The organism is Microbacterium sp. BK668 (genome assembly GCF_004362195.1).
Lineage (GTDB): Bacteria > Actinomycetota > Actinomycetes > Actinomycetales > Microbacteriaceae > Microbacterium.
This window is the reverse complement of the sequence record NZ_SNWG01000001.1, coordinates 2,792,646-2,817,692: the sequence shown is the minus strand read 5'-3', so window position 1 is coordinate 2,817,692 and position 25,047 is coordinate 2,792,646. Positions and strand designations below refer to the sequence as shown.

Here is a 25,047-nt window from a genome sequence, read left to right as displayed (position 1 = left end):
GCGAGGCTTAGGCTCGATCCGTGCCCGACGCCCCACCCCTCGCCGCGCCTGTGCGACCGCTCCTCCCGCTGGCACTGGCCCTGCCGGCATCGGCGGCCGCGGGGCTCGTGCTCACGACGGCGTTCCCGGCTCTGTCCTGGTGGCCGATGGTGTTCGTCGCGGTACCGCTCGCGCTCGTCTGCCTGGTCGGACGCCGCGTCTGGCCCGCGTTCTTCGTGGGCTTCGCCTTCGGCGCCGCGTTCTTCTTCGTGAACCTGGGCTTCACGGCCCGCTACCTCGGTCCCGTCCCCTGGATCGCCCTCTCGATGCTCGAGGCGCTCCTCACAGCGGCGTGCGCGATCCTCCTCGCGCTGGCGTATGCGTGGGTGCCTCGTGTGCTGCCGGGGGCAGCCGGCCGCCTGGTCGTCCTCCCGGTGCTCGTCGCCGGCCTGTGGACCCTCCGCGAGGAGGTGCTCGGCACCTTCCCCTATGGCGGATTCCCGTGGGGCAGGATCGGGGTGACGCAGGCCGACGGCCCGCTCGCGGACGTCGCATCGTGGGTCGGGATGTCGGGACTGTCGTTCCTCGTCGTGCTCGTGTGCGCCGCCGCCGTGGAGTACGTCCGCCTCGGTCGATGGCGGGACCTCCGGACCGCCCTCCCCACGGCGCTCGCGATCGCCGTGCTGGTCGTGCCGCCCCAGTTCTCGACGACCGCGGCCGGAAGCATCCGCGTCGGGGCTGTGCAGGGCAACGGTCCGGCCGGATACTTCGACGACCGCGGGCCGAACGACATCCTGCGCGCCCAGCTCGAGGCGACGCGACCGCTCGTCGGTGAGGGGATGGACGTCCTGCTCTGGCCCGAGGGGGGCATCGACTCCGACCCGACGCAGAATCAGGCGACGGCGGAGGTCCTCGACACGCTGGCCGGCCGTATCGGCGCACCGCTTCTGGTGAGCGCCGTCACGCAGCGCGGCGACGAGTACTTCAACTCGGCCCTGCTCTGGGAGGAGGGCGCCGACAATCCCGTCGCCACGTATGACAAGAGGCATCCCGTGCCGTTCGGGGAATATGTGCCCGACCGGTGGCTCTACCGCAATTTCGCCCCCGATCTCATCGACCTCATCCAGCGGGAGTACACGCCGGGCACGACGTCGCCGATGTTCGACGTGGACGGCGTCGGGGTCGGGCTCGCGATCTGCTTCGACGTCATCTACGACGACGTGATCTGGCAGGGCGCCCAGGACGGTGCCGAGGTCTACATGTTCCAGACCAACAACGCCGACTTCCGCGGAACGGACGAGAACCTCCAGCAGCTGGCCTTCGCCCGCATGCGGGCCGTCGAGACGGGACGGTCGGTGGTGAACCTCTCCACGGTCGGCACGAGCCAGGTGATCGCGCCGGACGGGACGACGATCGACGGCCTCCCGGCCGACGCGGCAGGGCACATGCTGACGGACGTGCCTCTGCGCACCGGGCTCACGCCCGCCGTGGTCCTGGGCCCGTGGATCAAGGCTCTTCTGGCGTGGGGGAGCCTTGTCGCGGTCGCCGTCTTCGGAGTCGTCGTCGGGGTCCGCGGGCGCGCCGCGCAGACGACGACGCCGGCCCCCGAAGGGACCGGCGTCGTCGATGTCTGATGCGGATCAGGCGCTGATCTTGTCGACCGTCACGTCCTCGCCGGCGCCACGGCGGGCGCGCACGTAAGCCAGGCGCTCCTCGAGGAGCTCCTCCAGTTCGGCGATCGAGCGGCGCTCGAGCAGCATGTCCCAGTGGGAACGCGGTGCCTTGTCGCCGCTGTGGTCGACGGTCGCGGTGCCCTCGCCGATGCGCAGGAGAGCCTCCGCGCCGCACGTGCGGCACTCCCAGCTCTCGGGAACCTCGGCGTCGGCCGCGAAGGTCAGGGTCGTGTCACGTCCGCACGACGTGCACGTGTAGATGTGCTGTGCGCGCTCATGGAACACGACGCCCTCTTCGCTCTGCAAGCTCTGGGCGCCGAGTCGGATGCCGCGCAGGCTGCGGTCTGCCATGGTTTCGGGTCCTCTCGTCGCTGTTCAGGTATAACGAAGCAGGCTGGGCATCTCATCCGAGCGGACGGCGGAACGGACCGTTTCACAGTGGATGCTCAGGTGGAACGCGGTCCCGCTCTGCGTGGGACCGAGGCTCGCCTCGGTCAGGACAGCGTGCGGAGCGCGACGTCGGCGCGGTCGGTCACGATCCCGTCGACGCCCATCGTCACCAGCCGCGTCATGTCGTCCGGATCGTTGACCGTCCAGACGTGCACTTCGACGCCCGCGGCGTGCGCGTAGTCGATCAGCCGTGGCGTCACGATGCGGAGGCGGCCCTGTCGCTCGGGCACCTGCACCGCATCGACGTTCCGCAGGACACGGCGCGCGACGCGGCGGCTTCGCAGCGAGACCGCCCCCACCAGCCGCGAGACCAGAGAGGTGCCCGCCGACGTTGCCGGAGTCAGGTCGGCGCCCGCGGCGGCGGCGGCGGCGAGAGCTGCACGGCGCCGGTCGTCGGAGAAGCTCGTCACGAGGACGCGCGCCGCGTGCGGTGCGACGATGCGTCCGACCTCCTCTGCGGCGGCGGCGGCTTTGACGTCGAGGTTCCAGTGCACGTCGGGGAAGGCATCCAGCGCCTGCTCGAGGGTGATCACGCCGCCGTGGCCGGACATGAGGTCGGCGAGCGTGCGGAGCGACACCTCGTCGACCCGTCGGGTATCGCCCGTGACGCGCGACAGGTCGGGGTCGTGGAAGAGCACGACGACGCCGTCGCGCGTCAGGTGGCAGTCCGATTCGACGTAGTGCGCGCCCGCGGCGTGCGCCTCGGCGACCGCTGCGAAGGAGTTCTCGGCGATCCCGGCGGCCGCGCCGTCGGGAGTGACGAGTCCGCGGTGCGCCAGCACCCGTGGGCGCGGGGGCCCGGCGAACCAGGGGTGCGTCACGCCGTCGGCGGCTGCTCGGACGTCGCGTCGGGCCGGGCGGGCGCGACCGGCTCCGCGGCCGGTGCGCTCGGCACCGCCGCGCGCTCGGAGCGCGCCGAGGCATCCGCCGACTTCGCGGCATCCGCGATCGAGCCGGCAAAGGCGCCGCTCACGCCTTTGAGCGCCTCGGTGAACTCGCTCGGGATGATCCAGAGCTTGCTCGAGGGGCTCTCGCTGATCTTCGGCAGCGTCTGCAGGTACTGGTAGGCGAGGAGCTTGTCGTCGGGGTTGCCCACGTGGATCGCGGTGAACACGGTCTCGATGGCCTCGGCCTCGCCCTGAGCGCGCAGGACGGCGGCCTGCTTGTCGCCCTCGGCGCGCAGGATCTCGGCCTGGCGACGGCCCTCGGCCTCGAGGATCTGCGACTGCTTGGAGCCCTCGGCCGTGAGGATCGCGGCCCGCCGGTCGCGCTCGGCGCGCATCTGCTTCTCCATCGAGTCCTGGATGGAGATCGGCGGGTCGATGGCCTTGAGCTCGACACGTCCGACGCGGATGCCCCATTTGCCCGTGGCCTCGTCGAGGACCACGCGGAGCTGCCCGTTGATCTCGTCGCGACTCGTCAGCGCCTCTTCCAGGTTGAGGCCGCCGACGACGTTGCGCAGGGTCGTCGTCGTGAGCTGCTCGACGGCGCCGAGGTAGTTGGCGATCTCATACGTCGCAGCCCTGGCGTCGGTCACCTGGAAGTAGACGACGGTGTCGATCGAGACGACGAGATTGTCCTCGGTGATCACCGGCTGCGGCGGGAACGAGACGACCTGTTCGCGCAGATCGATGAGCGGGCGGAGCCGGTCGATGAACGGCACGAGGAGGTTCAGGCCCGGCATGAGCGTCTTGTGGTAGCGCCCGAGCCGCTCCACGATGCCGGCGTTGGCCTGCGGGATGATCCGGATCGAGCGGAAGATCACCACCAGCACGAAGATGAAGACCGCGGCGGCGAGCACCCATCCGATCGCGGCGGGGATGAACTCGTCGGGATTCATGCGGAGAGCTCCTGGGTGTTCTCGGGACGGACGAAGGCGGTGGCCCCGTCGATGCGGCTGACACGGACCGCGGTGCCGGGCTCGAGGGCGAGGGTCGCGAAGGATGGCTCGGCCCGCGCGGTCCAGATGTCGCCGTTCGACAGCTTCACCTGGCCGGAGTCGGCAGACACGGTCGACAGCACGCGACCGCCGAGCCCGACGAGGGCGTCGACGTTGCTCGGCGTGGGATCCTCGCCTCGCCGGAGGCGCCGCAGCAGCGGCGGCCGGAGGACGAGCACGAGCACGGCCGCGACGACAGCGGCGATCACGACCTGCAGCCACAGCGGCGCACCGAGCAGATCCGATGCGAGGCCCGCGACCCCACCGATGCTGAGCATGAGGAAGGTGAAGTCGAGGGTCAGCATCTCGATCACGAGGAACAGCAGGATCAGCACCAGCCAGCCGATCCACGCCCAGTCTTCGATCGTCTGGATGAGCTCCACGATGTGCCTCCTTCTTCGAACCTATCACGGTGATTCCGCGCCGGATCGGCCGCGCCGGGGCGCATTGGTAGGGTCGAAGAGCGCCGCATCCCCACCTCCGCGGCGGCCGCGGCATCCGTCGTTCGGCACCTTCCGACCCGTTGGGAAATCCCGTGTCCGAAACCCTCACGCCTCTGCCCCAGGGCGCTCTCAGCGGCAAGACCGCTCTTGTCACCGGATCGTCGCGCGGCATCGGCGCCGACACCGTGCGCTACTTCGCACAGGCCGGCGCGAACGTCGTCATCAACTACCGCAACAAGGCCCCGAGGGCCGAGAAGCTCGCCGCGGAGCTGCGCGAGCTGGGCGTGGAGGCCCTCGTCGTGGGAGCGGACCTGACCGACCTCGAGTCGGTGCAGGCGATGTTCGCAGAGGTCGAGCGCGCGTTCGGCAGGCTCGACGTGCTCGTGCTCAATGCCTCCGGCGGCATGGAGTCGGGGATGGCGGAGGACTACGCCCTGACGCTCAACCGCGACGCGCAGGTGAACGTCCTCGAGACGGCGCTGCCGGTTCTGGGCGACGGCTCCCGGGTCGTGTTCGTGACCAGCCACCAGGCCCACTTCATCCGCACGACCCCGACGATGCCCGAGTACGAGCCGGTGGCGCTGTCCAAGCGCGCGGGCGAGGACGCGCTGCGGGAGCGGATCCCCGAGCTCGCCGAGAAGGGGATCGGCTTCGTCGTCGTCTCCGGCGACATGATCGAGGGCACCATCACCGCCACCCTGCTCGAGCGCGCCAATCCCGGAGCGATCGCCGCCCGCCGTGAGGACGCCGGAAAGCTCTACAACGTCGCCGAGTTCGCGGCCGAGGTGGCCCGTGCGGCGATCGACCCGGTTCCCGCAGACAACACGCGCCTCGTCGGCGACACCGAGTCGTTCGGCCAGGAGTGACGTGCGCGCGAACGACATCGAGAAGCTCGTCTCGGTCGGCCGCCCCGACATCGGCCCCGACGGCTCGTTCGCGGTGTTCGCGACGTCGCGTCCCGACCTGGCCGCGAACAAATCCGTCGGTCAGCTGTGGCGCGTCGAGCTCCCGGCAGGCACGCCCCGTCGCCTTACCCGCGGCACGGCCGACTCCAGCCCGCGACTGTCGTCCGACGGCGCGCGTCTGGCCTTCCTGCGCGGCGACGCGAAGGGCAAGGCCCAGGTCTTCGTCGTCGACGCCGGGGGAGGGGAGCCGGTTCAGGCGACGGATGCCCCGGCCGGCGTCTCGCAGTTCGCCTGGTCGCCCGACGGCACCGCGCTGGCCTACGTCGCGCGGGTACCCGAGAAGGGACGATACGGCAGCGTCGAGGGACTGGATGCCTCGGCCGAGGCGCCCCGCCGCATCACCAGCATCCGCTGGCACGCCAACGGGCTCGGCTACATCGCCGACCGTCCGGCGCACGTGTTCGTCATCGCCGCTCCCGCGCCCGACTCGGAGCCCTTCTACGAGCCGGCGCCTCGTGTGCTCGGAGACGACGAGAAGCCCGACGCGAAGCGCCTCCTCGCCGCCGAGGCGACTCAGCTCACCTCCGGCGCGGCATCGCACTCGGGCGTGGCGTTCCTGGGCGATGAGGTCGTGACGGTGCGCGACGTCCTCGAGAGCGACACGCGCGATCTGCGGACGACGCTCGTGGCGATCAGAACCGACGAGTCGGGGGAGCGCGAGGTCGTCTCGCGTGACGCCGGACTCTCGATCGACGAGGTCGACGTCGCCCCGGACGGCACCGTGGTGATCCTGGCGAACGACGTCGGGCCCGAGCACGTCGACTTCGTCGCACCCGGCCAGGCGCTCCACCTCGTCGAGGATGGCGCGGTCCGCCGGCTGACCGACCCCGAGACCATCGACCTCGGAGAGGTCGGCAGCCACATCGCGTTCGACGGTGACGACATCCTCGTGCAGGACCGCACCCGGGGGCGGGTGCGCCTTCTGCGGGTCGCGCGCTCCGGCGAGGTGTCCGAAGTGCTGGGCGGCGACGTGGAGGTCGCCGGTCACGCCACCGCGCGGGGCCGGACCGTGGCGGCGGTGGCGACGCCCGAGTCCTTCGGCGAGCTCGTGCTCGTCGACGGCGATGCCGTCACGACGCTCACGGCCTTCGGCGCCGGGGCCGCGGCATCCGGGATCTCCGTCCCCGCCGAGCTGACCGTCGAGGGGCGCGACGGCTACCCGGTGCACGGCTGGGTCGCCAAGCCCGACGGCGACGGACCGTTCCCCGTCGTCCTGCAGATCCACGGCGGCCCGTACGCGTCCTACGGAGTGCACCTCTTCGACGAGACGCAGGTGCTCGTCGACGCCGGGTACGCCGTCGTCTACTCCAATCCGAGGGGCTCCGCCGGATACGGCCGGCAGCACGGACGCGTCATCCGGCAGGCCATGGGCACCGTGGACTTCCACGACGTCATCGACTTCCTCGAGGGCGCCGTCGACGGCGATCCGTCCCTCGACGGGTCGCGCGTGGGCATCATGGGCGGGTCGTACGGCGGCTATCTGACGGCGTGGGCGATCGCACACGATCACCGCTTCGCCGGCGCGATCGTCGAGCGGGGGTTCCTGGATCCGGCCACGTTCCAGGGCACGAGCGACATCGGATCGTTCTTCGGCGACGAGTACGTCGGCGTCTCGTTCGACGACATCCAGCGGCAGAGCCCCATGGCGGTCGTCGGCGATGTCACGACGCCGACCCTCGTCGTGCACTCGGAGCTCGACTTCCGATGCCCCCTCGAGCAGGCCACGCGCTACTACACGGCCCTCAAGCGGCAGGGAACGCCCGCAGAGCTGCTCGTCTTCCCCGGCGAGAACCACGAGCTGACGCGTGGCGGGCAGCCCCGGCACCGCGTCCAGCGTTTCGAGGCCGTCCTCGATTGGTGGGCTCGGTACCTCCCCGTCGCCTGACGACATGCGCGGAAGGGCCCCGGGATGTCGAACTCATCGATCTCCCGGGGCCCTCCGCGTTCGTCAGCTCAGAGGTCGCGGCTGGAGAAGCGGAACGCGCGGACGATCTGGATGATACCCAGCACGACCAGCGCGATGCCCAGCAGCCACCACAGCACGAAGGCGCCGTAGAGGGGCGTGAACAGCAGCACGAGTCCGGCGAGGATGCTGATGATGGCGAAGAAGATCGTCCAGCCCTTCGACGCGGCGTCGCCGAGAGTGGAGAGCGACACGATTCCCTCGATGATCCAGAGGATGCCGACGAGGATGCCGAGGAACACGGCGAACCAGCCGGTGGCGGCCTGCAGGTTCACGAAGGCGAAGATGCCCGCGGCGATGAAGAGGAGACCGAGGACGATGTGTCCGACGCGCGCCCAGCCGCCCTTCGACTTCGAGAAGATGCCGAGCCCGGCGTAGACCAGTCCGGCCGCGATGGCGTAGATGGCGACGATAGCCGTCACGACGACCGCGGTCTTTCCGGGCCAGACGAGGATCAGGATGCCGACGATGACGGAGAGCACCCCGCCGACGCCGAAGGCGGTGCGGATGCCGTTGACAGCAGACTTCTCGGCTGCGGATTCGGTGGACATGGGAGCGAGCCCTTTCTGAATGTTTCCTGTGAACGTTCGGCCACAGCCTAGCCCCGTCGGGTGGCGCGCTCCGGCAATGCGCGCCGCGGTGACCGATTTGTGACGTGGGATGTCACGGCCCGCTCGCCGCCCACCGGCACGCGTCGGCCGGAACCACACGTCGGCGCGCGAGGGGAGAGAATCCGGCTGTCCGGGCCTGGGGGTTCGCGCACGATCTGTGGGCTCGCCGGAGTCAGCTCAGGAGGAACGTCGCCAGCAGCAGGATCGGCACGCAGCCGACCGTCGTGAGGAAGACAGTGTCGCGGGCGATGGTCTCGCCGACGCCGTATCGCTGCGAGTAGTTGAAGACGTTCTGCGCGGTCGGAAGAGCCGCGAGCACGACGACCACGAGGACGTCGTGCGGCGGCATCCGGAAGACGAACTCGGCGACCGCCCATGCGACGACAGGCATGACCAGGAGCTTGAGCGTCGAGGCGAGAGCGATGTCACGGCGGCGGCCCGACGGAGCGAGCACGCGCTGCCCGTGCAGCGAGATGCCGTACGAGATCAAGAGCACCGGCACGCAGGCGTTCGCGATCAGCACCGCCGGCTCCATCACGAGGTCCGGCGGATCCCACCCGGAAACCGACACCGCGGTGCCCAGCACCGAGCCCACCACGATCGGGTTCGTGACCGTGCGCAGGAGCGCCCGGCCGAGGGAGGACCGCCCGGCGGTCGCCGCCTCGAGGATCGTCATCGAGATCGGTGTGAAGACCAGCAGCTGCAGGAGGATCACCGGCGCGGGATACGCCGCCGAGCCCAGCAGGTAGAGCGAGAGCGGGATGCCGATGTTGTTCGAGTTGACCTGGCCGGCCGACAGCGCCCCGATGACGACCTCGCCCGCCGAGCGCCGCCACACGAGCCGCGCCACCACGGCGTAGGCGGCGATCATCGACACGGCCGCGATCGCCGACACGGGCAGCATCGCGGAGAACAGCGTCTGCACATCGGCGTTCGCGAGCACCACGAAGAGCAGGAACGGCGACAGGACGAAGAAGGTGAGGCGGCTCAGCACCGGCCGGGCGTGCTCGCCGAGGAGGTCCGTACGGCCGATGACCCACCCGACGAGGATGGCGAGGCCGATCACCGCGAACCCGGTGAGCGCCTCGATCACGATGCCCTCTCGCCGACGGATGCCACCTCCTCAGGCTAGCGACGCCGGCGCATGGCGCTCGTCGGCGCTCGTCCACGCTCGTCCACGCTCGTGGGCGCGAGTCCCTCGAAGTCCGCGCTCGTCGGCGCTCGTCCGCGGGCGTGGCTGAGCGATGCGCGGACTCGACGCCCAGCCGCCAGATCGACCGGCACGTGCGGCATCCCCGGCGCTGTCGCCGGGCCGGCCGCATCGCTAGCCTGGAGGCGATCGGCGCGCGTGCGCCGACCGCTGTGCGAGGAGGGTTGGATGGCTGTTTTCTCCCGCGGTTTCGGCGCCAGGCGCCGAGAGTCCGATCCGCGCCTGCCCCCTGGGCAGTACCTGACGGAGGACTTCCCGGTGCTGTCGGCGGGCCCGACCCCCGACATCGACCTCGACGAGTGGCGCTTCACGATCCGCACCGAGAAGGACATGCAGACGACCTGGACCTGGGACCAGTTCCTCGCGCTGCCGATCGAGACCGTCGACACCGACATCCACTGCGTCACCCGGTGGTCCAAGCTCGGCACGCAGTGGCGCGGCGTCTCGCTCGACACCCTGTTCGAGGACATCGACACCGACGTCGAGTTCGCCATGGCGCACTCCTACGGCGGGTACACGACGAACGTCCCCCTCGAAGACCTCCTCGGCGGCAAGGCCTGGGTCGCCTTCGAGTTCGACGGCGAGCCGCTCGACCCCGAGCACGGCGGCCCCGCGAGACTCCTCGTGCCGCACCTCTACTTCTGGAAGAGCGCCAAGTGGCTCCGCGCCCTCGTGCTGCACTCGCACGACGATCCGGGGTTCTGGGAGCAGAACGGCTACCACATCCACGGCGATCCGTGGACCGAGGAGCGCTACTGGTGACCGCCGCCGGGCGCGTCGCCTGGCGCGAGGCCACCGTTCTCGAGGTGACGGAGGCGAACGCGCACGCGCGCATCCTGACGCTCTCCGTGCCGGGCTGGGAGGGAAGCCTCCCGGGTCAGCACGTCGACATCCGCCTCACCGCCGAGGACGGCTATCAGGCCGTCCGTTCCTACTCGCTCGGACTCGCGGGGGACGGGGGCACCGTCGAGATCGGCGTCGACGAGGTGCCCGACGGCGAGGTGTCGCCGTACCTCGTGCGGGACGTCGGTCCGGGGGACGCTCTCGAAGTGCTCGGCCCACTGGGCGGCTACTTCGTGTGGCGCGACTCCGACCCCTCGCCCGTGCAGCTCATCGCCGGCGGCTCCGGGATCGTCCCGCTGCGCGCCATGGTCCAGGCGCGCGTGCGCTCCCGGACGCAGCAGCCGTTCCGGCTTCTCGTCTCGGTCCGGACGCCGGAAGACGCGATGTATCGCGACGAGCTCGAGCGGCTGCCGGACGACGGGGGAGTAGCGGTCACCTGGGCGTACTCGCGGGTGGCGCCGCCATCGTGGCCGGGCCGGGTCGGCCGGCTCGACGCCGAGACGCTGGACGCCGCGGTCTGGCCGGTGGCGGACGACCCGGTGATCTACGTGTGCGGACCGACGGGCTTCGTCGAGTTCGTCGCGCACGAGCTCGTCGCGCGCGGACACCCGGCGCGGCGCATCAAGACCGAGCGCTTCGGAGGGCTGTGATGAGCCGGAATGTGCAGCACCTGGATGGGAACGCGCTTGCGGGGGTGCTCGCGGAGCTGATGAGCACGGATGCCTCGTCCCTCACGATCACGTGCGCGCACTGCGGCTCGCACGGCGACATGGCCGAGGTGTCCGTCGAGCGCGACGCCGTCGCGTCGATCGTGCGCTGCCTCTCGTGCGAGCACACGCTGCTGGTGATCCTGCGCGACGCCGGCGGAGGCATCCGTCTCCGGTTCGAGGGCACCGCCGAGATCGCCTCGGCGTGACCGTCACGCCTCGTCGAGGGCTGGCAGCGCCGCGGCGAGAAGGCGCTCCCATTCCCGCAGCATGTCGTCGTAGTCGCCGGCGAACCGCCTGACGAAGTCGTCGGCCGACGGGTCGAGCGAGGTGAGGTCGTAGCCGACGCGCACGAGGGATCCAGCATCCGTCGCCTCCAGCTGCACCCGCACGGTCGTGGCGGTGTGATCGTCCGTCATTCGGGCGTAAGTGACCACCTGGGGAGGGTTCGACTCCACGACGATCCAGGTCGTCTCGAGGCCGCCTGCCCGTGTGCGCCAGACCGTGCCGGCTCGCGCGTCGTCCTCCACATCGGCGGGGAACTCCGGCGACCAGCCGGGCACCCACAACGTCTCTCCACGCGCGGTGAAGAGGCGGAACGCCTGCGCGGGCGGGAGGGCGACGGAGAGGGTTCCGTTGCAGACGCGGCGAGGACGGTGCGGCACAGCGCCGACCCTACACGCGACGAGGGACGCGTCACCGGGCGATTCGGTGACGCGCCCCTCGTCGCGTGTCGTATGCTCGCCGCGCCGTCTCAGCGCTGCGCGAGCGTCAGCGGCAGGATGCCGCCGCGTACTCGACGGACTCCTCGACGGTGTACTCCTCGCCGTCGACGGTCGCCGTCATCGAGACGACGACCACGCCCGCGGGCATCGCCTCCGCTCGGGTGTTGAAGACGTGCGTCCTGCTCTTGCCCGACGCGATCATGGGCGCCGGCTTCGAGCCGTAGGGCGAGGTGACGGTGGCCGAGACGGGCACGTTCTCATCGTTGCCCACCGTGACCACCTGCATGACCTTCGCGCCCACGCAGCGCGTGGTCACATCGACGGTCACGTCGAAGCCCGTGCCCTCGACGATGCTCGTCGCGGTCGACTCGTTGCCGGCGTTGTCCGTCGCGCGGACCGACACGGTCCGGTCGAGAATCGCCGGCGCGAGCTCCGAAGCCGGCGCGCAATCCGCCCACTCGCCGTCGTCGATGCGGAACTCGCACGAGGCCAGTCCCGAGTTCTCCGCGCCGTTCGCCGGGGCGGGGTCACTCGCCTCGATGCCGAGGTTCCCGCCGTCGACCGTGATGTCGATGCGCGGGCGCGTCGTGTCGAGCTTGTACGACACGTCCTCCGTCCACAGCATTACGGCGTCACCGCCGAGAGAGGCATCCCGGTACTCGAGCTGTGCCCAGTTGGTGCCCTCGACGGCGTTCACGGGCACCGTCATGCCCTGCGTGATGCCAGAGGAGATCGTCTCGTTCGAGACGACGCGGGCGCCGCCGTTGTGACCCTCCACGAGGCGCAGCCAGGTGGGGGAGATGCCGGTGTCGTTGAAGTCGGTCCAGTCGACCTCGAGCTTCGGCACCTCGTTCACCCATGCGCCGTCCTCGACGGGCGAACCGTCCGCTGTCACGACGGACGCCTCGACGTGGACGGGGGAGTTGTAGTGCGACATGATCGTCTCCCATTCTTCGAGGGTGACGGGAAGCACCGAACCGTGGCGCGGGCTGACCGGCAGCGACCAGTACGGAGAGGTCTCCGACCTGGCGTTGCACGTGCTGGACAGCCCGGTCGTGTTGCACCAGGACTGTCCGAGGTACTCCCACTCGTTCGGCGCCTTGTCCATCGAGTCGGAGCGCCATGCGACGTAGCCGCCGCCGGACGCGTAGTCGATGAAGACGTACCACATGTCCTCCGCGTTGTCCTTGAAGACGAGAGGACCCTCGAGGTTGCCGCCGGTCAGACCCGGGATCTGCCACTTGCTGGAGCCGTTCGGGTTGCCGACCATCGTCCAGGCGTTGGGGCTCTCCGTCAGCGGGGTGATCGGGTTCTTGTTGACCGCGTAGGGCTGGGTGTCCTGCGGACCCCACGTGTCGTACAGGTCGTCGAGCGAATCGATGTACTGCAGCAGGACGCGGAAGCCGTTCTCGTCCTTGGTCAGGCGGTACACCCGGTCGTCCGTCGCGATCATCGTCGAATCGATCATTCCCCAGCCCTGACGCCCGGTCGACCGGTCGAGGTTGATCCACGTCGTGGGCTGGCTGAACGTGACGAAGTCCTTCGTCGTGGCGACGCGGATGCGGTTGTACGAGATCTGCGACGTGTTGCGCGTGTCGATGTTCGCGTCGGGGTACAGGTTCGACGCCCAGAAGACGATGTACTGTTCGTTCTTCGCGTCGTAGAAGGCCTCGGGTGCCCAGACGTTGCCGGCGTGGTCGTCCTCGACCTTGACGAATCGGGGCTCCGACCAGTTCACAAGGTCGTCCGACTCGTAGACCACGAGATTACGAGAACCCTTCGACTGGCGGTACGACCACGACTGTCCGTCCTGGTACGTCTTGAGGTCGGTCGCGAGGAGGAAGAACTTCTCGCCGTCGGCGGAGCGGATGAGGGAGGGATCGCGCAGCCCCTGCTGACCCTGGGGTGGGTTGACGGTCTGGAGGATCGGCTGCGAGACGGACGTGCCCTCGTCGTAGTTCAGCTCGTACCAGTTGAGCGGGTCGTTGCCCTTGGACGCGCTGAGCCAGATCTGCTCGCCGTTGCGGCCGCCGTCGTCGCCGCCGTGGAACGACGCGAAGACGTAGCGCTCGTAGGTCTTCTCGGCCGCGGCCGCACTCGTCGTCGTCGCTTGCAGGTCCGGCTGCTCGGGTTCTGCCATCGCCGGCGTCGCGGCCATCATGCCGACGGTCACGGCCCCGACGATGCCGGCGGCGAGGAGGCGGGCCTTCGCGCGCCTCGTGGTCTTTCGGGCTCTTGTCGGTGGCGATGCGGTGGAATGCGCCATGGACTGCTCCAATCGGATCGGTTTCGCTTCCCGGCCGCGGCAGATCAACCCCTGCACCGCGGCCGACGCCCCGCGCATCCGCGCGCGGAGTCAGGGGAAACGGTATCCCGTTACCGCTCACATTAGAAGTGCGACTTCGCATACCAAGCGCGGCGGAGTTCGCCGAGCGGACCCGTCATCGCGCGAGAACGCGTCGAGATCGCACGGATGACCGATGCCTCGGCGGCGGTCTCACGTCTCCCGCAGCTGCCGCCGGCCGGCTGACGAGATCGCAGGGATCACGGGTGCTCGACGACGTCGGCGGTCGTTCGTGCGATGTCGGCGCTGACCGTTTGGCTATTGCGATCGCTATCGCCGATAGCGATTGCCGATAATGCACATTATGTCAGCTCAGGGAGAGCGCGCGGGATGGTGGAATCGGACTGGCCCTTCCCCGGGCGCCCGCCGGCCGTCTCTGCGAATGCGCGGATAGCGCTGCCGCGTCGCCGCGCTGCGCGGATCGCCGTGCGCGGTCTCCGCGCTCCCCGGATCGTCGTGCGCGGTCTCAGCGCTCCGCGGATCGCCGTGCGCGGTCTGAGCGCTCCGCGGATCGCGTGCGCGGTCTCAGCGCTCCGCGTCCAGACTTCTCCGGCTCTCGCGGGCGTTCGCCTTCTGGATCGCCTCGACCAGTTCGTCTTTCGTCATGCGTGTCCGGCCACGCACGTCGAGGCGCGCGGCGACCTCGAGGAGGTGCTTCTTGCTGGCGTTGGCGTTCACTCCGCCTGCCGTCTCCCCGTCCCGGCTCAGTGCGCCCTCGTCGGAGGGGCCGCGCTCCTCCTTCTGCTCCCAGTGGTCTCCGACCTTCTCGTACTGGTGCTTCAGGGCGGAGAACGCGGTCCGATGTGCCCGCTCCCCCTCGCCGTACGTCTCGACGGCCGAGTCGTGGGTCGCGATCCAGATGTCCTGTGCGTGCTGCGGCGACCGCTTCAGCGTTGCGGGCAGTTCTTCTCGTGCGGGCATGGCACTCCTCTCACACGCTCCACCCTCTGCAGGCTACGCCTCGTCCGGGGCGCGGTCGCGGCCGCCGCGCGCTCGGGTGCCGCCGGACGCCCCGCCCCGAGGGAACGGACGCCTATGGGACCACCCCCTTCTGCCCCGGCGTCCGGCCATGGCGGCGTGAGGGAGTGCGCCTGGCTCGTACGCTCGATCCGCGCGCCGGCCCGGCTCTGGCGAAGGGAAACCTCCCCGGTGGACAATGGGGCATGAGCTCCGTCCCGCCGGGCCGGCCGGTGGATGCTGTCGGCGCGGCCCCGTCGGTCGCCGCGGAGTCGGGCGCCGCCCTCGGGCGCCGCGCTCAGATCCTGGCCACCGAGCACTGGGGACTGCTGGCGGCGCGCGGCACCGCGCAGTCCGAGGTCCTCACGCGCATCACGATCTACCTCACGCTCGTCTCGGCGAGCCTCGTCACGATCGGGCTTCTGGGACAGGCGACGGGATTCCGCGACTGGTTCGCCGGTGCGGCACTCGCCATCCTGGGCTTCCTGACGCTCCTCGGTCTCATGACGCAGACCCGCGTGTTCAACGTGGCCGAAGAGGACCTCATGTACGTCGTCGCGATGAACCGGCTGCGCGGGGCGTACGTCGACCTGGACCCGGTCGTCGAGCGGTACTTCCTCGCCGCGGTCACCGACGACGTGGCCGGATTGGAGCGGACGTACTCGTTCCTCCGTCGACGCAGCGTCAGTCACCTCTTCGGGAGCTCGGCGGTCTTCATCGCCGTGGTGAACGCGTGCGTGATCGGGATGTTCGGCGGCGGATGCCTCGCTCTGGCCGGTATGCCGGTGCCGCTCGCGGTGGTCATCGCCGTGGCGCTCGGCGTCGCAGTCATCGCCGCCTCCTTCGCGTACGGCATGTGGACCTACCGGACGGCGTGGCGCAATCACCGCCCCCTTCGGCGAGCGGAGGACCCCGCGCAGGGCGCGTTCCCGCGAACCCGCCCGAGCGACTGACATACCCACCGGGACATGAGTGCGCAAGGCCTTCGTGGCAGGCGCTCCCTGTCCGCACAATGATCGGATGCAGCCGATCCGACTCCGGGAGCGGTGCTCGTGAGTCACCGCAGCTTCGACGTGGCCGACTGGGGGATCGGGTGGTCCGGCTGGGAGGAGACGCGGCTGGCCCGTCGTGAGTCGGTCTTCTCGCTCGCGAACGGCCATCTCGGCTGGCGAGGCACGCTCGACGAAGGGGATCCGTGCGTCGTCAGCGGCGCGTACCTCAACGGCGTCCATGAGCAGCACCCGATGCCCTACGCCGAGGGCGGGTACGGCTATCCCGACGCGGGCGAGAGTGTGATCAACGTGCCCGACGGGAAGGTCATTCGCCTTATCGTGGGCGACGAGCCGTTCGACATCCGGACCGGCACGCTCGAGTCGCACGAGCAGTTCCTCGACTTCCGGTCGGGCGTGCTCCGCCGGGACGTGCGCTGGACATCCCCCGCGGGTCTGACGGTCCGACTGCGATCCAGGCGCCTGCTCTCTCTGACGCATCGATCCGTCGCGGCCGTCGATTACGAGATCGCCGCCGTCTCGGATGCGGTCGAGGTGACCGTCGTGTCCGAGATCGTCTCCGACGAGCCGCTACCGGAGGTCCACCGGGACGAGCGTGTCAGGGCCGCCCTTCGCGCTCCCCTCTCCCCGGTCGCCCACCGGGCGGCCGACGATACGCGGGCGACGCTGGAGTTCCGCACGCGACGCAGCGGAATCGGCGTCGCCGTCGCGATGGATCACCTCGTCGAGGGCCGGGCGGCGTCCGTGGACACGGAGGCGAGCAGCGAGCAGGCACGTACGACGGTCCAGGCGCGGCTCGGCGCCGGCGAGAGCCTCCGCCTCGTGAAGTTCGTCGGTCACGAGTGGTCGCCCTCGCTGTCCCCGGGCGCACTGCGCGATCGGGTGGAGGCGGCGGTCGGGGCGGCTGCGCGTCTCGGCTGGGACGGACTCGCGCACGAGCAGCGCGCCTACCTGGACGCCTTCTGGAAAGCGTCCGACGTGATCGTCGACGGGGTGCCGTGGTTGCAGCAGGCCGTGCGCTTCGCGCTCTTCCAGGTGATGCAATCCGCGGCGCGAGCGGAGGTGCGCTCCATCCCCGGCAAAGGGCTCTCAGGGCCCGGCTACGAGGGCCATACGTTCTGGGATGCCGAGGCCTTCGTGCTTCCCGTCCTCACGTACTGCCTCCCGGAGGCGGCGCGAGGCGCCCTGCAGTGGCGCCACTCGACCCTCGACCACGCCCGCGCGCGGGCGCGGCAGCTGCACCTCGCCGGAGCGGCCTTCCCGTGGCGCACCATCAGCGGCAGCGAGTGCTCCGGGTACTGGCCCGCGGGCACCGCCGCCTTCCACGTGAGCGCCGACATCTCGGCGGCGGTCCTGCGCTACCTCCGTGCGACCGGCGACGGCGAGTTCGAGCGCCGCGAAGGCGTCGAGATCCTCGTCGAGACGGCGCGGCTCTGGATGGCACTGGGGCGATGGGATGACGACGGCGTCTTCCATCTCGACGGGGTCACCGGCCCCGACGAGTACTCCGCCCTCGTCGACGACAACGTCTTCACGAATCTCATGGCGCAACGCAATCTGCGTGGCGCCGCGGCATCCGTTCGCACGCATCCCGCCCGCGGGCAGGATCTCGGCGTCAGCGCCGGCGAGTGCGACGAATGGGATGCCGCGGCCGCCGCGATGGCGGTGCCCTTCGATGCCGGGCTCGGCATCCACCAGCAGTACGCCGGCTCCACCGAGCGCGAGCGCTGGGACTTCGACGGCACCGCCCGCGAGCAGTATCCGCTGCAGGACCACTTCCCCTACTTCGACATCTACCGGAAGCAGGTGGTCAAGCAGGCGGACCTCGTGCTCGCGCTGCACCTCGCCCACGAGCAGTTCAGCGACGAGGAGACAGCCCGCGCGTTCGCGTACTACGAGGGGCTGACGGTGCGCGACTCGTCGCTCTCGGCGCCCGCTCAGTCGATCGTCGCGGCCCGGGTCGGTCACCTCCCCCTCGCGATGGACTATCTGACCGAGGCCGCGACCATCGACCTCGACGACCTCCGCAACGACATCGACGACGGCCTGCACATCGCGGCGCTGGCCGGGGTGTGGTCGGCGCTCGTCTGCGGCTTCGGGGGCATGCGCGACGGCGGCGATATCGTCGCCTTCGCTCCCCGGCTGGCGTCATCGATGAAGCGGCTCTCCTTCGGTGTCCGCCACCGCGAGCGCGTGCTCCGGGTGGACGCAAGACCTGAGGGCACGACGTACTCCCTCGACGCGGGGCCGCCCATGACGCTCCGTCACTTCGGCCAGGAGCTCGTGGTGTCGCCCGGCGACCCCGTCACACGCGACACCCCGCCGCGGGCCGATCCCGGGCCGCCGCCCTCGCAGCCGCGCTGGCGGTCGCCACGAGAGGTGATCGAAGCCGACGACGAGCCCGCTCGGGAGGACAGCCCCGCCCGACCTGCCGTCGCGGGGTGAGCGATTGCTCACGCCGACTGGTTGACTGGGCGCACGGAGAAGTTCGAGGAGGACCCGATGCCGTTGCAAGGTCAGTACCTGCCCAGCACGTCGGAGTGGGCGCGCCGTCAGGCGGAGGCCTATGAGGCCAGTGGCGGAGCCGAGAGCGCCGAGCTGCGCGGGAAGCCGGTGATCGTCCTCACCACGGTCGGCGCCCGGACGGGCGCGCTGCGCAAGACCGCTCTGATGCGCGTCGAACACGAGGGCGCCTACGCCGTCGTCGCGTCGATGGGCGGAGCGCCGCGGCATCCCGCGTGGTACTGGAACCTCAAGAAGAACCCGCACGTCGAGCTGCAGGACGGTCCCGATAGGAGCGATTACGTCGCGCGCGAGCTCCGCGGCGACGAGTATCAGGTGTGGTGGGACCGGTCCGTCCAGGCGTGGCCCGACTATGCCTCGTATCAGAAGCGCACCGAGCGGCGCATTCCCGTCTTCCTGCTCGAGCGCGTCGGCGACGGCACACCGTGAGCGACGGTCCCCTGGGCGGCCTCGTCGTCGGCGACGAGGTGCGGGAGGCGCTGGGAAGCGGCATCCCGGTCCTCGCCCTCGAATCCACCATCTTCACCCACGGGCTGCCCCGCCCCCGGAATCTGGAGGTGGCGCTCGACGCGGAGGAGCGCGTGCGGGCCGCGGGGGTCGTCCCGGCGACGATCGGCGTCGTGGAGGGGCGCCCGACGGTCGGCCTGTCCTCCGCCGAGATCGAGCGGCTCTCGCACGACGACCGAGCCGTCAAGCTGAGCCTCCGCGACCTTCCCGTGGCGGCGGCGAAGGGGCTCAGCGGGGGGACGACCGTCGCCGCGACGGCCTTCCTCGCCAGCCGCGCCGGTGTGCGCGTCTTCTCCACCGGCGGCCTCGGCGGGGTGCACCGCGAGGCGCAGCAGACGTTCGACGAGTCCGCGGACCTGCCGACTCTCGCCGCGCTGCCGCTCGTCGTCGTCAGTGCCGGGGTCAAATCGATCCTCGACATCCCGCTGACCCTGGAACGTCTCGAGACCCTGAACCTCACGGTGGTGGGCTACCGGACGACCGACTATCCCGGGTTCTACATCGCCGACTCCGGATTCGACGTCGAGTATTCGGTGGACTCCCCCGACGAGATCGCCGACGTCGCCGTCGCGCGCGACGCCCTCGGCATCGCCTCGACGCTCCTCGTCGCCAATCCCGTCGACGCCGAGCGGCAGCTGCCCGCCGACCTGCACGACGACGTGCTCGCGCGTGCCCTCGCCGAAGCGGCGGCTCAGGGCGTGTCGGGGCACGACACGACGCCGTTCCTGCTCGACTTCATGCAGCGCGAGACCGGGGGGCGGAGTCTCGACGTGAACGTCGAGGTCTACCGCGGGAACGTCTCGCTCGGAGCCGCGATCGCCGCCGCTCTCGCGGCGCGCGCCTGATGCTGACGGTCATCGGGGATCTGCTCGCCGACGTCGTCGTGCTCGGAGCATCGACCCTCGAGGTGGGAACCGACAACCCCGCCGTCATCACGCACACGCGAGGCGGCAGTGCCGCCAACGTCGCTGCCGCCGCGGCGCGCGAGACGCCGACACGATTCATCGGGCGTGTCGGAGCGGATGCCGAAGGCGACGCGCTGGCTCGTGCGCTCGCCGAGTGCGGGGTCGACGTCCGCGTGCAGCGCGCGGGACGCACCGGCTCGATCGTCATCCTCGTCGACGACACCGCGGAGCGCACGATGCTCACCGACCGGGGAGCCGCTGCCGAGCTCGAGAGCATCGAGAACGCATGGCTCGAGGGAAGCAGCCGGCTGCACCTGCCGCTCTACGGATTCGTCGGAGAGGCGTCCCGCCGTGCGCTCCTGGAGGCATGTCGCTGGGCGCATGCGCGGGCGATTCCCGTCAGCCTCGACCTGTCCAGCGTGGCGGCGATGCGGGATCTCGGCGTCGACGTCCTCGGCGGACTGCTGAGGCAGGTCGCCCCCGACGTCGCGTTCGCGAACGCCGACGAGGCCCGGCTCCTCGAAGAGGTGGGGCTGCGGCATCCGGGGCGCTCGGTCCTCGTCGTCAAGCGAGGACCGGACCCGGTGCTCCTGGTCACGACGACCGGCACGGCCGAGGTGCCCGTCGAGCCGATCGGGAATGTGGTCGACACGACCGGAGCCGGAGACGCCTTCGCCGCCGGGTACCTCGCCGCGGCCCTGGCGGGGAAGACGCCGGACCAATGCGCGACGGCCGGCGCACGCTCCGCACGGGAAGCGCTGCGCCGGCCGGGCGCGATCTAGCCGCGGGTCAGAGGCCTGCGGCGTCGTCGGGGTGCGACGCGGTGCGCCGCGTCACCTGCTCCCCTGCGGCGGGGTCGACCGACGTGCGCGTCACGACGTCGGAGCGGCGGCGCCGCATGAGGAGGACGATTCCGATGAGGACGACCACGACACCGGCTGCCATCAGGATGTAGCCGACGAGGTCGAGGTTCACCCAGTCCAGCTGGACGTTCAGGGCGAACGCGAGGATCGCGCCGATCACGAAGAGGACGATTCCAGCACCGATGCTCATGCGAGGTTCCTTTCCGGGATGGGCCCCAAGCGCATCCCTGGCGAGATCATGGTGACAGCCCGATCCGGGTCGGCGCATGCCCTTGACAAGACGCCGAAAGCGCTCATCACGCCTTCTGCATGCGCGCGAGCTCGGTCTCGATGTCATCCATGAACGCGTTGTACCCCGCGATGGTGGCGGCGACCTGCTCATCGGAGAAGTCGCCGCGATCCTGGCTGATCGTCAGCCGGGTGCCGCCGTCGATCTCTTCGAGGTCCATGAGCACCGGCAGGCCCGCGTGCTCGTCCGGGTTGTCGGTGAGGGTCATCGCGAGGTGCGCCGGCGGATCGACCTCGACGTACTCCCCCGCCCACTGGATCCGATTGCCGTCGGGCAGCAGCATGACGGCACGGAAGGCGCCGCCCGGGCGCACGTCCATGGTGAGCGAGTCCAGCGGCACCTCCACGGCCGCGGTGCCGAACCAGACGGCGAAGTGCTCTGGCTTGGTGAGGGCGTCGAAGACGAGATGGCGCGGCGCGGTCAGCTCGCGCGAGACCGAGAAGTAGTCAGCCATGGGGGTTCTCCTTGTCGTGAGGGTCTTCTGCGGGGGTCAGCTCCTGGAGAGCGTGGAGGTACGAGTCGAGGGAGTCCGCCCAGAACCGGGCATAGTCTCCGATCCACTGCGATGCCGCCGCCAGCGGGCGGGCGTCGAGGCGCGCGGGACGATACTGCGCCGCTTTCCCTCGCGTGACCAGCCCCGCGGCCTCGAGCACCCGCAGGTGCTTCGAGACCGCCGCGAACGTCATGTCGAAGGGCTCGGCGAGCTGCCCGACCGTGGCCTCGCCGGCCGCGAGACGACGCAGGATCTCGCGCCGGGTGGGGTCCGCGAGCGCGGAGAAGGTCCGACTGAGCCGGTCCTCTCCGATATCCCGTTGCATGGCGGCCTCCGTATTCAACTGATTGGTACAGTACCCGATGGTTGAATAACGCGTCAAGAAGTCGGTGGCACCCGCTAGCGTGTCGGCATGACGCGCCTGATCTACAACACGGCGACGACCCTCGACGGGTACCTCGCCGACGACTCCGACTCGCTCGAATGGCTCTTCGCCGTCCCCGGCGCCGCCGAGGCCGAGAGCTCTTTCCCCGCCTTCCTCGAGGGCATCGGCGCGATGGTCATGGGGTCGACCACCTACGAGTGGGTGTACGCCCACGAGGGGCTGGCCGAGCATCCCGAGCGGTGGCGATCCGCCTACGGCGAGCGGTTCGTCCTCGTCCTGACATCCCGCGCCCTGCCGGTCCCCGCGGGTGCCGGCGTCCGGCTCTTCTCCGGAGCGGTGCGCGAGGCGTGGGCTGAGCTCGAGAGCGCCGCGGCGGGCCGTGACGTGTGGGTGGTCGGTGGCGGCGACGTCGTCGGTCAGTTCGCCGACGCGGGGCTTCTCGACGAGATCCGCGTCTCCATCGCGCCCGCCACGCTCGGCTCGGGAAAGCCGCTCCTCCCCCGCGTCCTCGGATCCGATCGCCTGACGCTCGAGTCCGTCCGCCAGTCGGGGCAGTTCGCAGAGCTCGTCTATGCGGTGGGGCGGCCGGCGTGAGCGACCGGTGGCGGGGCATCGTCGCGGCTCTGCTGAACCCGGATCTGCGGGCGGCGCTCGCCGAGGTGATAACGGATGCCGCACTCCCGCCCGCGCGCCGCGACCGGGCGCTCGCGCGGCTGACCGAGCTGGGGCTCGTGCGAGACGCCGAGGGCAGGCCGGTCTTCGATGATGCGGCGCTGCGCGGCATCCTGGCCGAGAGCCCGCCGGCGAAGCCCACGGGTCCACAGCGCTATCTCGACGCGTCCGGGCGGATCGACCGGTATCCCGTGCGGGACGCAGACCGTCGCGAACTGCTGATATGGGTCGCCGACCAGGCGTTCGACGATGACGACGTGCTGACCGAGAAGGAGGTGAACGAGCGCCTCGCTCCGTTCACGGCGGACGTCGCCGTGCTTCGGCGCTACCTCGTCGATCATGAGCTGATCGAGCGCACGCGCTCGGGGTCGGAGTACGCGCGGGTGTCAGACCGGTGACGGCTCGAACGCGGTCCAGACGGCGTACTTCGGTTCGCGGCCGTCGCCCGACGAGGTCCGCGTCAGCCGTCGACGCACCCACGGTCCGAGGTGATCGCGGTAGTACGCCCCGTTGCGCAGTCGCACAGCGTCGGGAAGGGTCGGCAGCGACCACCAGGCTGACGGGGGTTCGAGCCCGAGCGCGGACAGCACGCGCGCCGCGACCCGATGGTGGCCGCGCGCGTTCATGTGGAGCCTGTCCTCCGACCAGTAGCCCGCCGTGGACAGCTCCCGATCCGGCCAGTTGAGAGCGCGGACCACGTCGGGGCGATCGGCGAGCTTCGCGACCACCCCAGCGGACAGCAGGTCGCCGCGGCGCTGAATGACGCGCGCCATCGGCAGCTGCGCAGACGGGTTGGCGCCCGACAGGACGACGAGCTGCACGCCCTCCTCATCGCAGCGCTGGAGGACCCGGTCGAAAGCCGCGACGACGTGCGAGATCGACGTGCGCGGCCGGAGCATGTCGTTGCCGCCCCCGTTGAACGACAGGTGCGTCGGCTTCAGCGCCAGTGCGGGCTCGAGCTGCTCGTCGACGATGGGCCACACGAGCTTGCCCCGGATGGCGAGGTTCGCGTATTCGACCGGCTCGCCGAGGCTGTCCGCCCAGCCCTGCGCGACGAGGTCCGCCCATCCGCGCACGCGCCCGTCGGGAAGCTCATCGCCGACGCCCTCCGTGAAGGAGTCGCCGATCGCGACGTATCGAACGGATGCCATCCTCCCAGCCTAGTTCGGCCCTGCGTCGCCTCAGCGGTCGTCGAGGGATCGGCCCCGCCGGTCGGCCAGACCCCACGCGGCGACGGCGGCGATGGCGAAGAACGCGGCGAAGAGGACGAAGAGCGCAGGCGCCCCGCCCAGTGCGAGCATCGGCGGCACCGTGAGCGGAGCGACGATCGACGCGATGCGGCCGACGCCGGCGGCCCACCCCGAGCCGGTCGCGCGCAGGGACGTCGGGTACATCTCGGGGGTGACGGCGTACAGCGCGCCCCACGCGCCGAGGTTGAAGAACGACAGGGCCATCCCGGTGGCGATGACGGCGGCTTCACCGGAGGCGGTGCCGAAGAGGATGGCCGAGACGACCGACCCGGCGAGGAACACAGAGAGCGTCGCCCGCCGGCCCCACACCTCGATGAGCCAGGCGGCCAGTGCATAGCCCGGCAGCTGCGCCAGCGTGATGACGAGGGTGAATCCGAACGACCGCACGAGGTCGTAGCCCTGCGCGACCAGGATCGTCGGGATCCAGATGAAGGCCCCGTAGTACGAGAAGTTGACGCAGAACCACACCAGCCACAGGCACGCCGTCCGCACCCGGAACTCCGCCGACCAGAGGGTGCGCAGACGCTCCCCCGCGGTCGTCGCCGCCGGCGCGTCCGTCGATGGGACCGCTCCGGGCTGAGCCGCCGGCAGTCGCCCGGCCGCGCCCGCGGCGTCCCGTGCGGCGCCCGCCTCGAACGCACGCACGACACGATCCGCCTCGCCGACGCGCCCTCGCCGCTCGAGCCAGCGAGCGGACTCCGGGAGTCCCCACCGCACGACGAGGGCATAGACCGCCGGCAGTGCCCCGAGTGCGAAGGCCCATCGCCACCCGCTCTCGGAACCCGGGATCACGAGATAGCCGATGAGCGCCGCCGCGGTCCAGCCGATCGCCCAGAAGGCCTCGAGAATGACGACGAGGCGCCCGCGGATGCGCGCGGGCGCGAACTCGCTGACGTACGTCGACGCGACCGGCAGCTCGGCCCCGAGCCCCAGCCCGACGAAGAAGCGGAACAACAGCAGCAGCGCGAGGCCGCCGACGAGGGCGCTCGCACCCGTGGCGAGGCCGTAGACGACGAGCGTCAGAGCGAACACCTGCCGGCGGCCGAAGCGGTCGGCGAGCAGGCCCCCGAGGCTCGCCCCGATCGCCATGCCGAGGAAGCCGACCGACGCGATCCAGGCCGTCTCGGACGGCTGCAGCGCCCACTGCTGGGCGAGGGCCGCGATGATGAACGAGATGAGCCCGACGTCCATCGCGTCCAGGGCCCAGCCGATGCCCGATCCGGTCACGACGCGAAGGTGCCCGCGCGTGAAGGGCAGTCGGTCGAGGCGCTCCGAGATGGTGGCGGTCGTGGCATCCGTCATGAACGTCATGGTACGGATGCCGCGTCCCCGGCGAGACGG

At 70.5% G+C, this 25,047-nt stretch carries 27 protein-coding genes; 13 read left to right on the top strand and 14 right to left on the bottom strand.

Annotated features, from left to right (window positions below):
* Positions 1 to 20 precede the first annotated feature (20 nt).
* Positions 21 to 1,613, top strand: a complete 1,593-nt coding sequence (lnt, locus tag EV279_RS12645) for an apolipoprotein N-acyltransferase (RefSeq protein ID WP_133543995.1) — start codon at positions 21 to 23, stop codon at positions 1,611 to 1,613.
* 6 nt (positions 1,614 to 1,619) lie between these two features.
* On the opposite strand, the gene EV279_RS12640 is transcribed toward lnt, so the two are convergent.
* From EV279_RS12640 to EV279_RS12625, 4 genes are all read right to left on the bottom strand, one after another.
* Positions 1,620 to 2,003, bottom strand: coding sequence for an RNA polymerase-binding protein RbpA (locus EV279_RS12640; protein WP_133543993.1), 384 nt, complete (start codon positions 2,001 to 2,003; stop codon positions 1,620 to 1,622).
* Between the two features lie 143 nt (positions 2,004 to 2,146).
* Positions 2,147 to 2,923 carry a glycerophosphodiester phosphodiesterase family protein gene (locus tag EV279_RS12635; RefSeq protein ID WP_133543991.1) on the bottom strand — a complete coding sequence of 259 codons (777 nt, stop codon included), beginning with the start codon at positions 2,921 to 2,923 and terminating at the stop codon, positions 2,147 to 2,149.
* Positions 2,920 to 3,942: an SPFH domain-containing protein gene (locus EV279_RS12630; protein ID WP_133543989.1), complete on the bottom strand. Its 1,023-nt coding sequence runs from the start codon at positions 3,940 to 3,942 to the stop codon at positions 2,920 to 2,922. The genes EV279_RS12635 and EV279_RS12630 overlap by 4 nt, the downstream gene beginning before the upstream one ends.
* Positions 3,939 to 4,424, bottom strand: a complete 486-nt coding sequence (locus tag EV279_RS12625) for an NfeD family protein (protein ID WP_133543987.1) — start codon at positions 4,422 to 4,424, stop codon at positions 3,939 to 3,941. The genes EV279_RS12630 and EV279_RS12625 overlap by 4 nt, the downstream gene beginning before the upstream one ends.
* Positions 4,425 to 4,576: 152 nt before the next feature.
* On the opposite strand from EV279_RS12625, the gene EV279_RS12620 reads away from it, so the two are divergent.
* Together EV279_RS12620 and EV279_RS12615 are read left to right on the top strand one after the other, a co-directional pair.
* On the top strand, positions 4,577 to 5,350 hold the full coding sequence (locus EV279_RS12620; protein ID WP_133543985.1) for an SDR family oxidoreductase: 774 nt from the start codon (positions 4,577 to 4,579) through the stop codon (positions 5,348 to 5,350).
* Between the two features lies 1 nt (position 5,351).
* Positions 5,352 to 7,334 carry a S9 family peptidase gene (locus EV279_RS12615; RefSeq protein WP_133543983.1) on the top strand — a complete coding sequence of 661 codons (1,983 nt, stop codon included), beginning with the start codon at positions 5,352 to 5,354 and terminating at the stop codon, positions 7,332 to 7,334.
* Between the two features lie 68 nt (positions 7,335 to 7,402).
* Here the strand turns inward: EV279_RS12615 and EV279_RS12610 are convergent, their stop codons facing one another.
* Positions 7,403 to 7,963, bottom strand: a complete 561-nt coding sequence (locus EV279_RS12610; protein ID WP_133543981.1) for a DUF308 domain-containing protein — start codon at positions 7,961 to 7,963, stop codon at positions 7,403 to 7,405.
* 232 nt (positions 7,964 to 8,195) lie between these two features.
* On the bottom strand, positions 8,196 to 9,116 hold the full coding sequence (locus EV279_RS12605; protein WP_133543979.1) for an AEC family transporter: 921 nt from the start codon (positions 9,114 to 9,116) through the stop codon (positions 8,196 to 8,198).
* 285 nt (positions 9,117 to 9,401) lie between these two features.
* On the opposite strand from EV279_RS12605, the gene EV279_RS12600 reads away from it, so the two are divergent.
* The 3 genes from EV279_RS12600 to EV279_RS12590 are packed head-to-tail and all read left to right on the top strand — an operon-like array spanning position 9,402 to position 10,992.
* A complete protein-coding gene (locus tag EV279_RS12600) occupies positions 9,402 to 9,995 on the top strand; it encodes a sulfite oxidase-like oxidoreductase (protein WP_133543977.1) in 594 nt (197 codons plus the stop codon).
* Entirely contained in the window at positions 9,992 to 10,726 is a 735-nt protein-coding gene (locus EV279_RS12595) for an FAD-binding oxidoreductase (RefSeq protein ID WP_133543975.1), read from the top strand. The genes EV279_RS12600 and EV279_RS12595 overlap by 4 nt, the downstream gene beginning before the upstream one ends.
* Positions 10,726 to 10,992 carry a DUF6510 family protein gene (locus tag EV279_RS12590; RefSeq protein WP_133543973.1) on the top strand — a complete coding sequence of 89 codons (267 nt, stop codon included), beginning with the start codon at positions 10,726 to 10,728 and terminating at the stop codon, positions 10,990 to 10,992. Before EV279_RS12595 ends, EV279_RS12590 begins: the two co-directional genes overlap by 1 nt.
* Before the next feature lie 3 nt (positions 10,993 to 10,995).
* Here the strand turns inward: EV279_RS12590 and EV279_RS12585 are convergent, their stop codons facing one another.
* The 3 genes from EV279_RS12585 to EV279_RS12575 all read right to left on the bottom strand — a co-directional run bounded on the left by EV279_RS12585 (position 10,996) and on the right by EV279_RS12575 (position 14,773).
* Positions 10,996 to 11,448 carry an SRPBCC family protein gene (locus tag EV279_RS12585; RefSeq protein ID WP_133543971.1) on the bottom strand — a complete coding sequence of 151 codons (453 nt, stop codon included), beginning with the start codon at positions 11,446 to 11,448 and terminating at the stop codon, positions 10,996 to 10,998.
* A 106-nt stretch (positions 11,449 to 11,554) separates the two neighbouring features.
* Positions 11,555 to 13,774 carry a glycoside hydrolase family 43 protein gene (locus tag EV279_RS12580; RefSeq protein ID WP_133543969.1) on the bottom strand — a complete coding sequence of 740 codons (2,220 nt, stop codon included), beginning with the start codon at positions 13,772 to 13,774 and terminating at the stop codon, positions 11,555 to 11,557.
* A 603-nt stretch (positions 13,775 to 14,377) separates the two neighbouring features.
* Entirely contained in the window at positions 14,378 to 14,773 is a 396-nt protein-coding gene (locus EV279_RS12575) for a ChaB family protein (RefSeq protein WP_133543967.1), read from the bottom strand.
* A gap of 242 nt (positions 14,774 to 15,015) precedes the next feature.
* Between EV279_RS12575 and EV279_RS12570 the strand changes: the two genes are divergently transcribed.
* The 5 genes from EV279_RS12570 (at position 15,016) to EV279_RS12550 (ending at position 20,536) form a co-directional block, all read left to right on the top strand.
* A complete protein-coding gene (locus tag EV279_RS12570; protein WP_243728555.1) occupies positions 15,016 to 15,762 on the top strand; it encodes a hypothetical protein in 747 nt (248 codons plus the stop codon).
* A 99-nt stretch (positions 15,763 to 15,861) separates the two neighbouring features.
* Positions 15,862 to 18,264: a glycosyl hydrolase family 65 protein gene (locus EV279_RS12565; protein ID WP_133543965.1), complete on the top strand. Its 2,403-nt coding sequence runs from the start codon at positions 15,862 to 15,864 to the stop codon at positions 18,262 to 18,264.
* 57 nt (positions 18,265 to 18,321) lie between these two features.
* The gene (locus tag EV279_RS12560; protein ID WP_133543963.1) at positions 18,322 to 18,771 is read left to right on the top strand and encodes a nitroreductase family deazaflavin-dependent oxidoreductase; all 450 of its coding nucleotides are present in this window, start codon (positions 18,322 to 18,324) and stop codon (positions 18,769 to 18,771) included.
* On the top strand, positions 18,768 to 19,694 hold the full coding sequence (locus EV279_RS12555; protein WP_208109529.1) for a pseudouridine-5'-phosphate glycosidase: 927 nt from the start codon (positions 18,768 to 18,770) through the stop codon (positions 19,692 to 19,694). Before EV279_RS12560 ends, EV279_RS12555 begins: the two co-directional genes overlap by 4 nt.
* A complete protein-coding gene (locus EV279_RS12550) occupies positions 19,694 to 20,536 on the top strand; it encodes a carbohydrate kinase family protein (RefSeq protein ID WP_133543961.1) in 843 nt (280 codons plus the stop codon). Before EV279_RS12555 ends, EV279_RS12550 begins: the two co-directional genes overlap by 1 nt.
* A gap of 7 nt (positions 20,537 to 20,543) precedes the next feature.
* Here EV279_RS12550 and EV279_RS12545 read toward each other — a convergent pair whose 3' ends face one another.
* From EV279_RS12545 to EV279_RS12535, 3 genes are all read right to left on the bottom strand, one after another.
* Positions 20,544 to 20,807 carry a DUF6458 family protein gene (locus tag EV279_RS12545; protein WP_133543959.1) on the bottom strand — a complete coding sequence of 88 codons (264 nt, stop codon included), beginning with the start codon at positions 20,805 to 20,807 and terminating at the stop codon, positions 20,544 to 20,546.
* Positions 20,808 to 20,913: 106 nt separating this feature from the next.
* Positions 20,914 to 21,360, bottom strand: coding sequence for an SRPBCC domain-containing protein (locus EV279_RS12540; RefSeq protein ID WP_133543957.1), 447 nt, complete (start codon positions 21,358 to 21,360; stop codon positions 20,914 to 20,916).
* Positions 21,353 to 21,724, bottom strand: coding sequence for a metalloregulator ArsR/SmtB family transcription factor (locus EV279_RS12535; protein ID WP_133543955.1), 372 nt, complete (start codon positions 21,722 to 21,724; stop codon positions 21,353 to 21,355). The genes EV279_RS12540 and EV279_RS12535 overlap by 8 nt, the downstream gene beginning before the upstream one ends.
* Before the next feature lie 87 nt (positions 21,725 to 21,811).
* Here EV279_RS12535 and EV279_RS12530 point away from each other — a divergent pair, with 87 nt between their 5' ends.
* Both EV279_RS12530 and EV279_RS12525 read left to right on the top strand, forming a co-directional pair.
* On the top strand, positions 21,812 to 22,378 hold the full coding sequence (locus EV279_RS12530; protein ID WP_133543953.1) for a dihydrofolate reductase family protein: 567 nt from the start codon (positions 21,812 to 21,814) through the stop codon (positions 22,376 to 22,378).
* The gene (locus EV279_RS12525; protein ID WP_243728554.1) at positions 22,375 to 22,854 is read left to right on the top strand and encodes a DUF2087 domain-containing protein; all 480 of its coding nucleotides are present in this window, start codon (positions 22,375 to 22,377) and stop codon (positions 22,852 to 22,854) included. Before EV279_RS12530 ends, EV279_RS12525 begins: the two co-directional genes overlap by 4 nt.
* Here the strand turns inward: EV279_RS12525 and EV279_RS12520 are convergent.
* Positions 22,843 to 23,607 carry an SGNH/GDSL hydrolase family protein gene (locus tag EV279_RS12520; RefSeq protein ID WP_133543951.1) on the bottom strand — a complete coding sequence of 255 codons (765 nt, stop codon included), beginning with the start codon at positions 23,605 to 23,607 and terminating at the stop codon, positions 22,843 to 22,845. The genes EV279_RS12525 and EV279_RS12520 overlap by 12 nt on opposite strands.
* A 30-nt stretch (positions 23,608 to 23,637) precedes the next feature.
* The gene (locus EV279_RS12515; RefSeq protein ID WP_133543949.1) at positions 23,638 to 25,008 is read right to left on the bottom strand and encodes an MFS transporter; all 1,371 of its coding nucleotides are present in this window, start codon (positions 25,006 to 25,008) and stop codon (positions 23,638 to 23,640) included.
* Positions 25,009 to 25,047 lie beyond the last annotated feature (39 nt).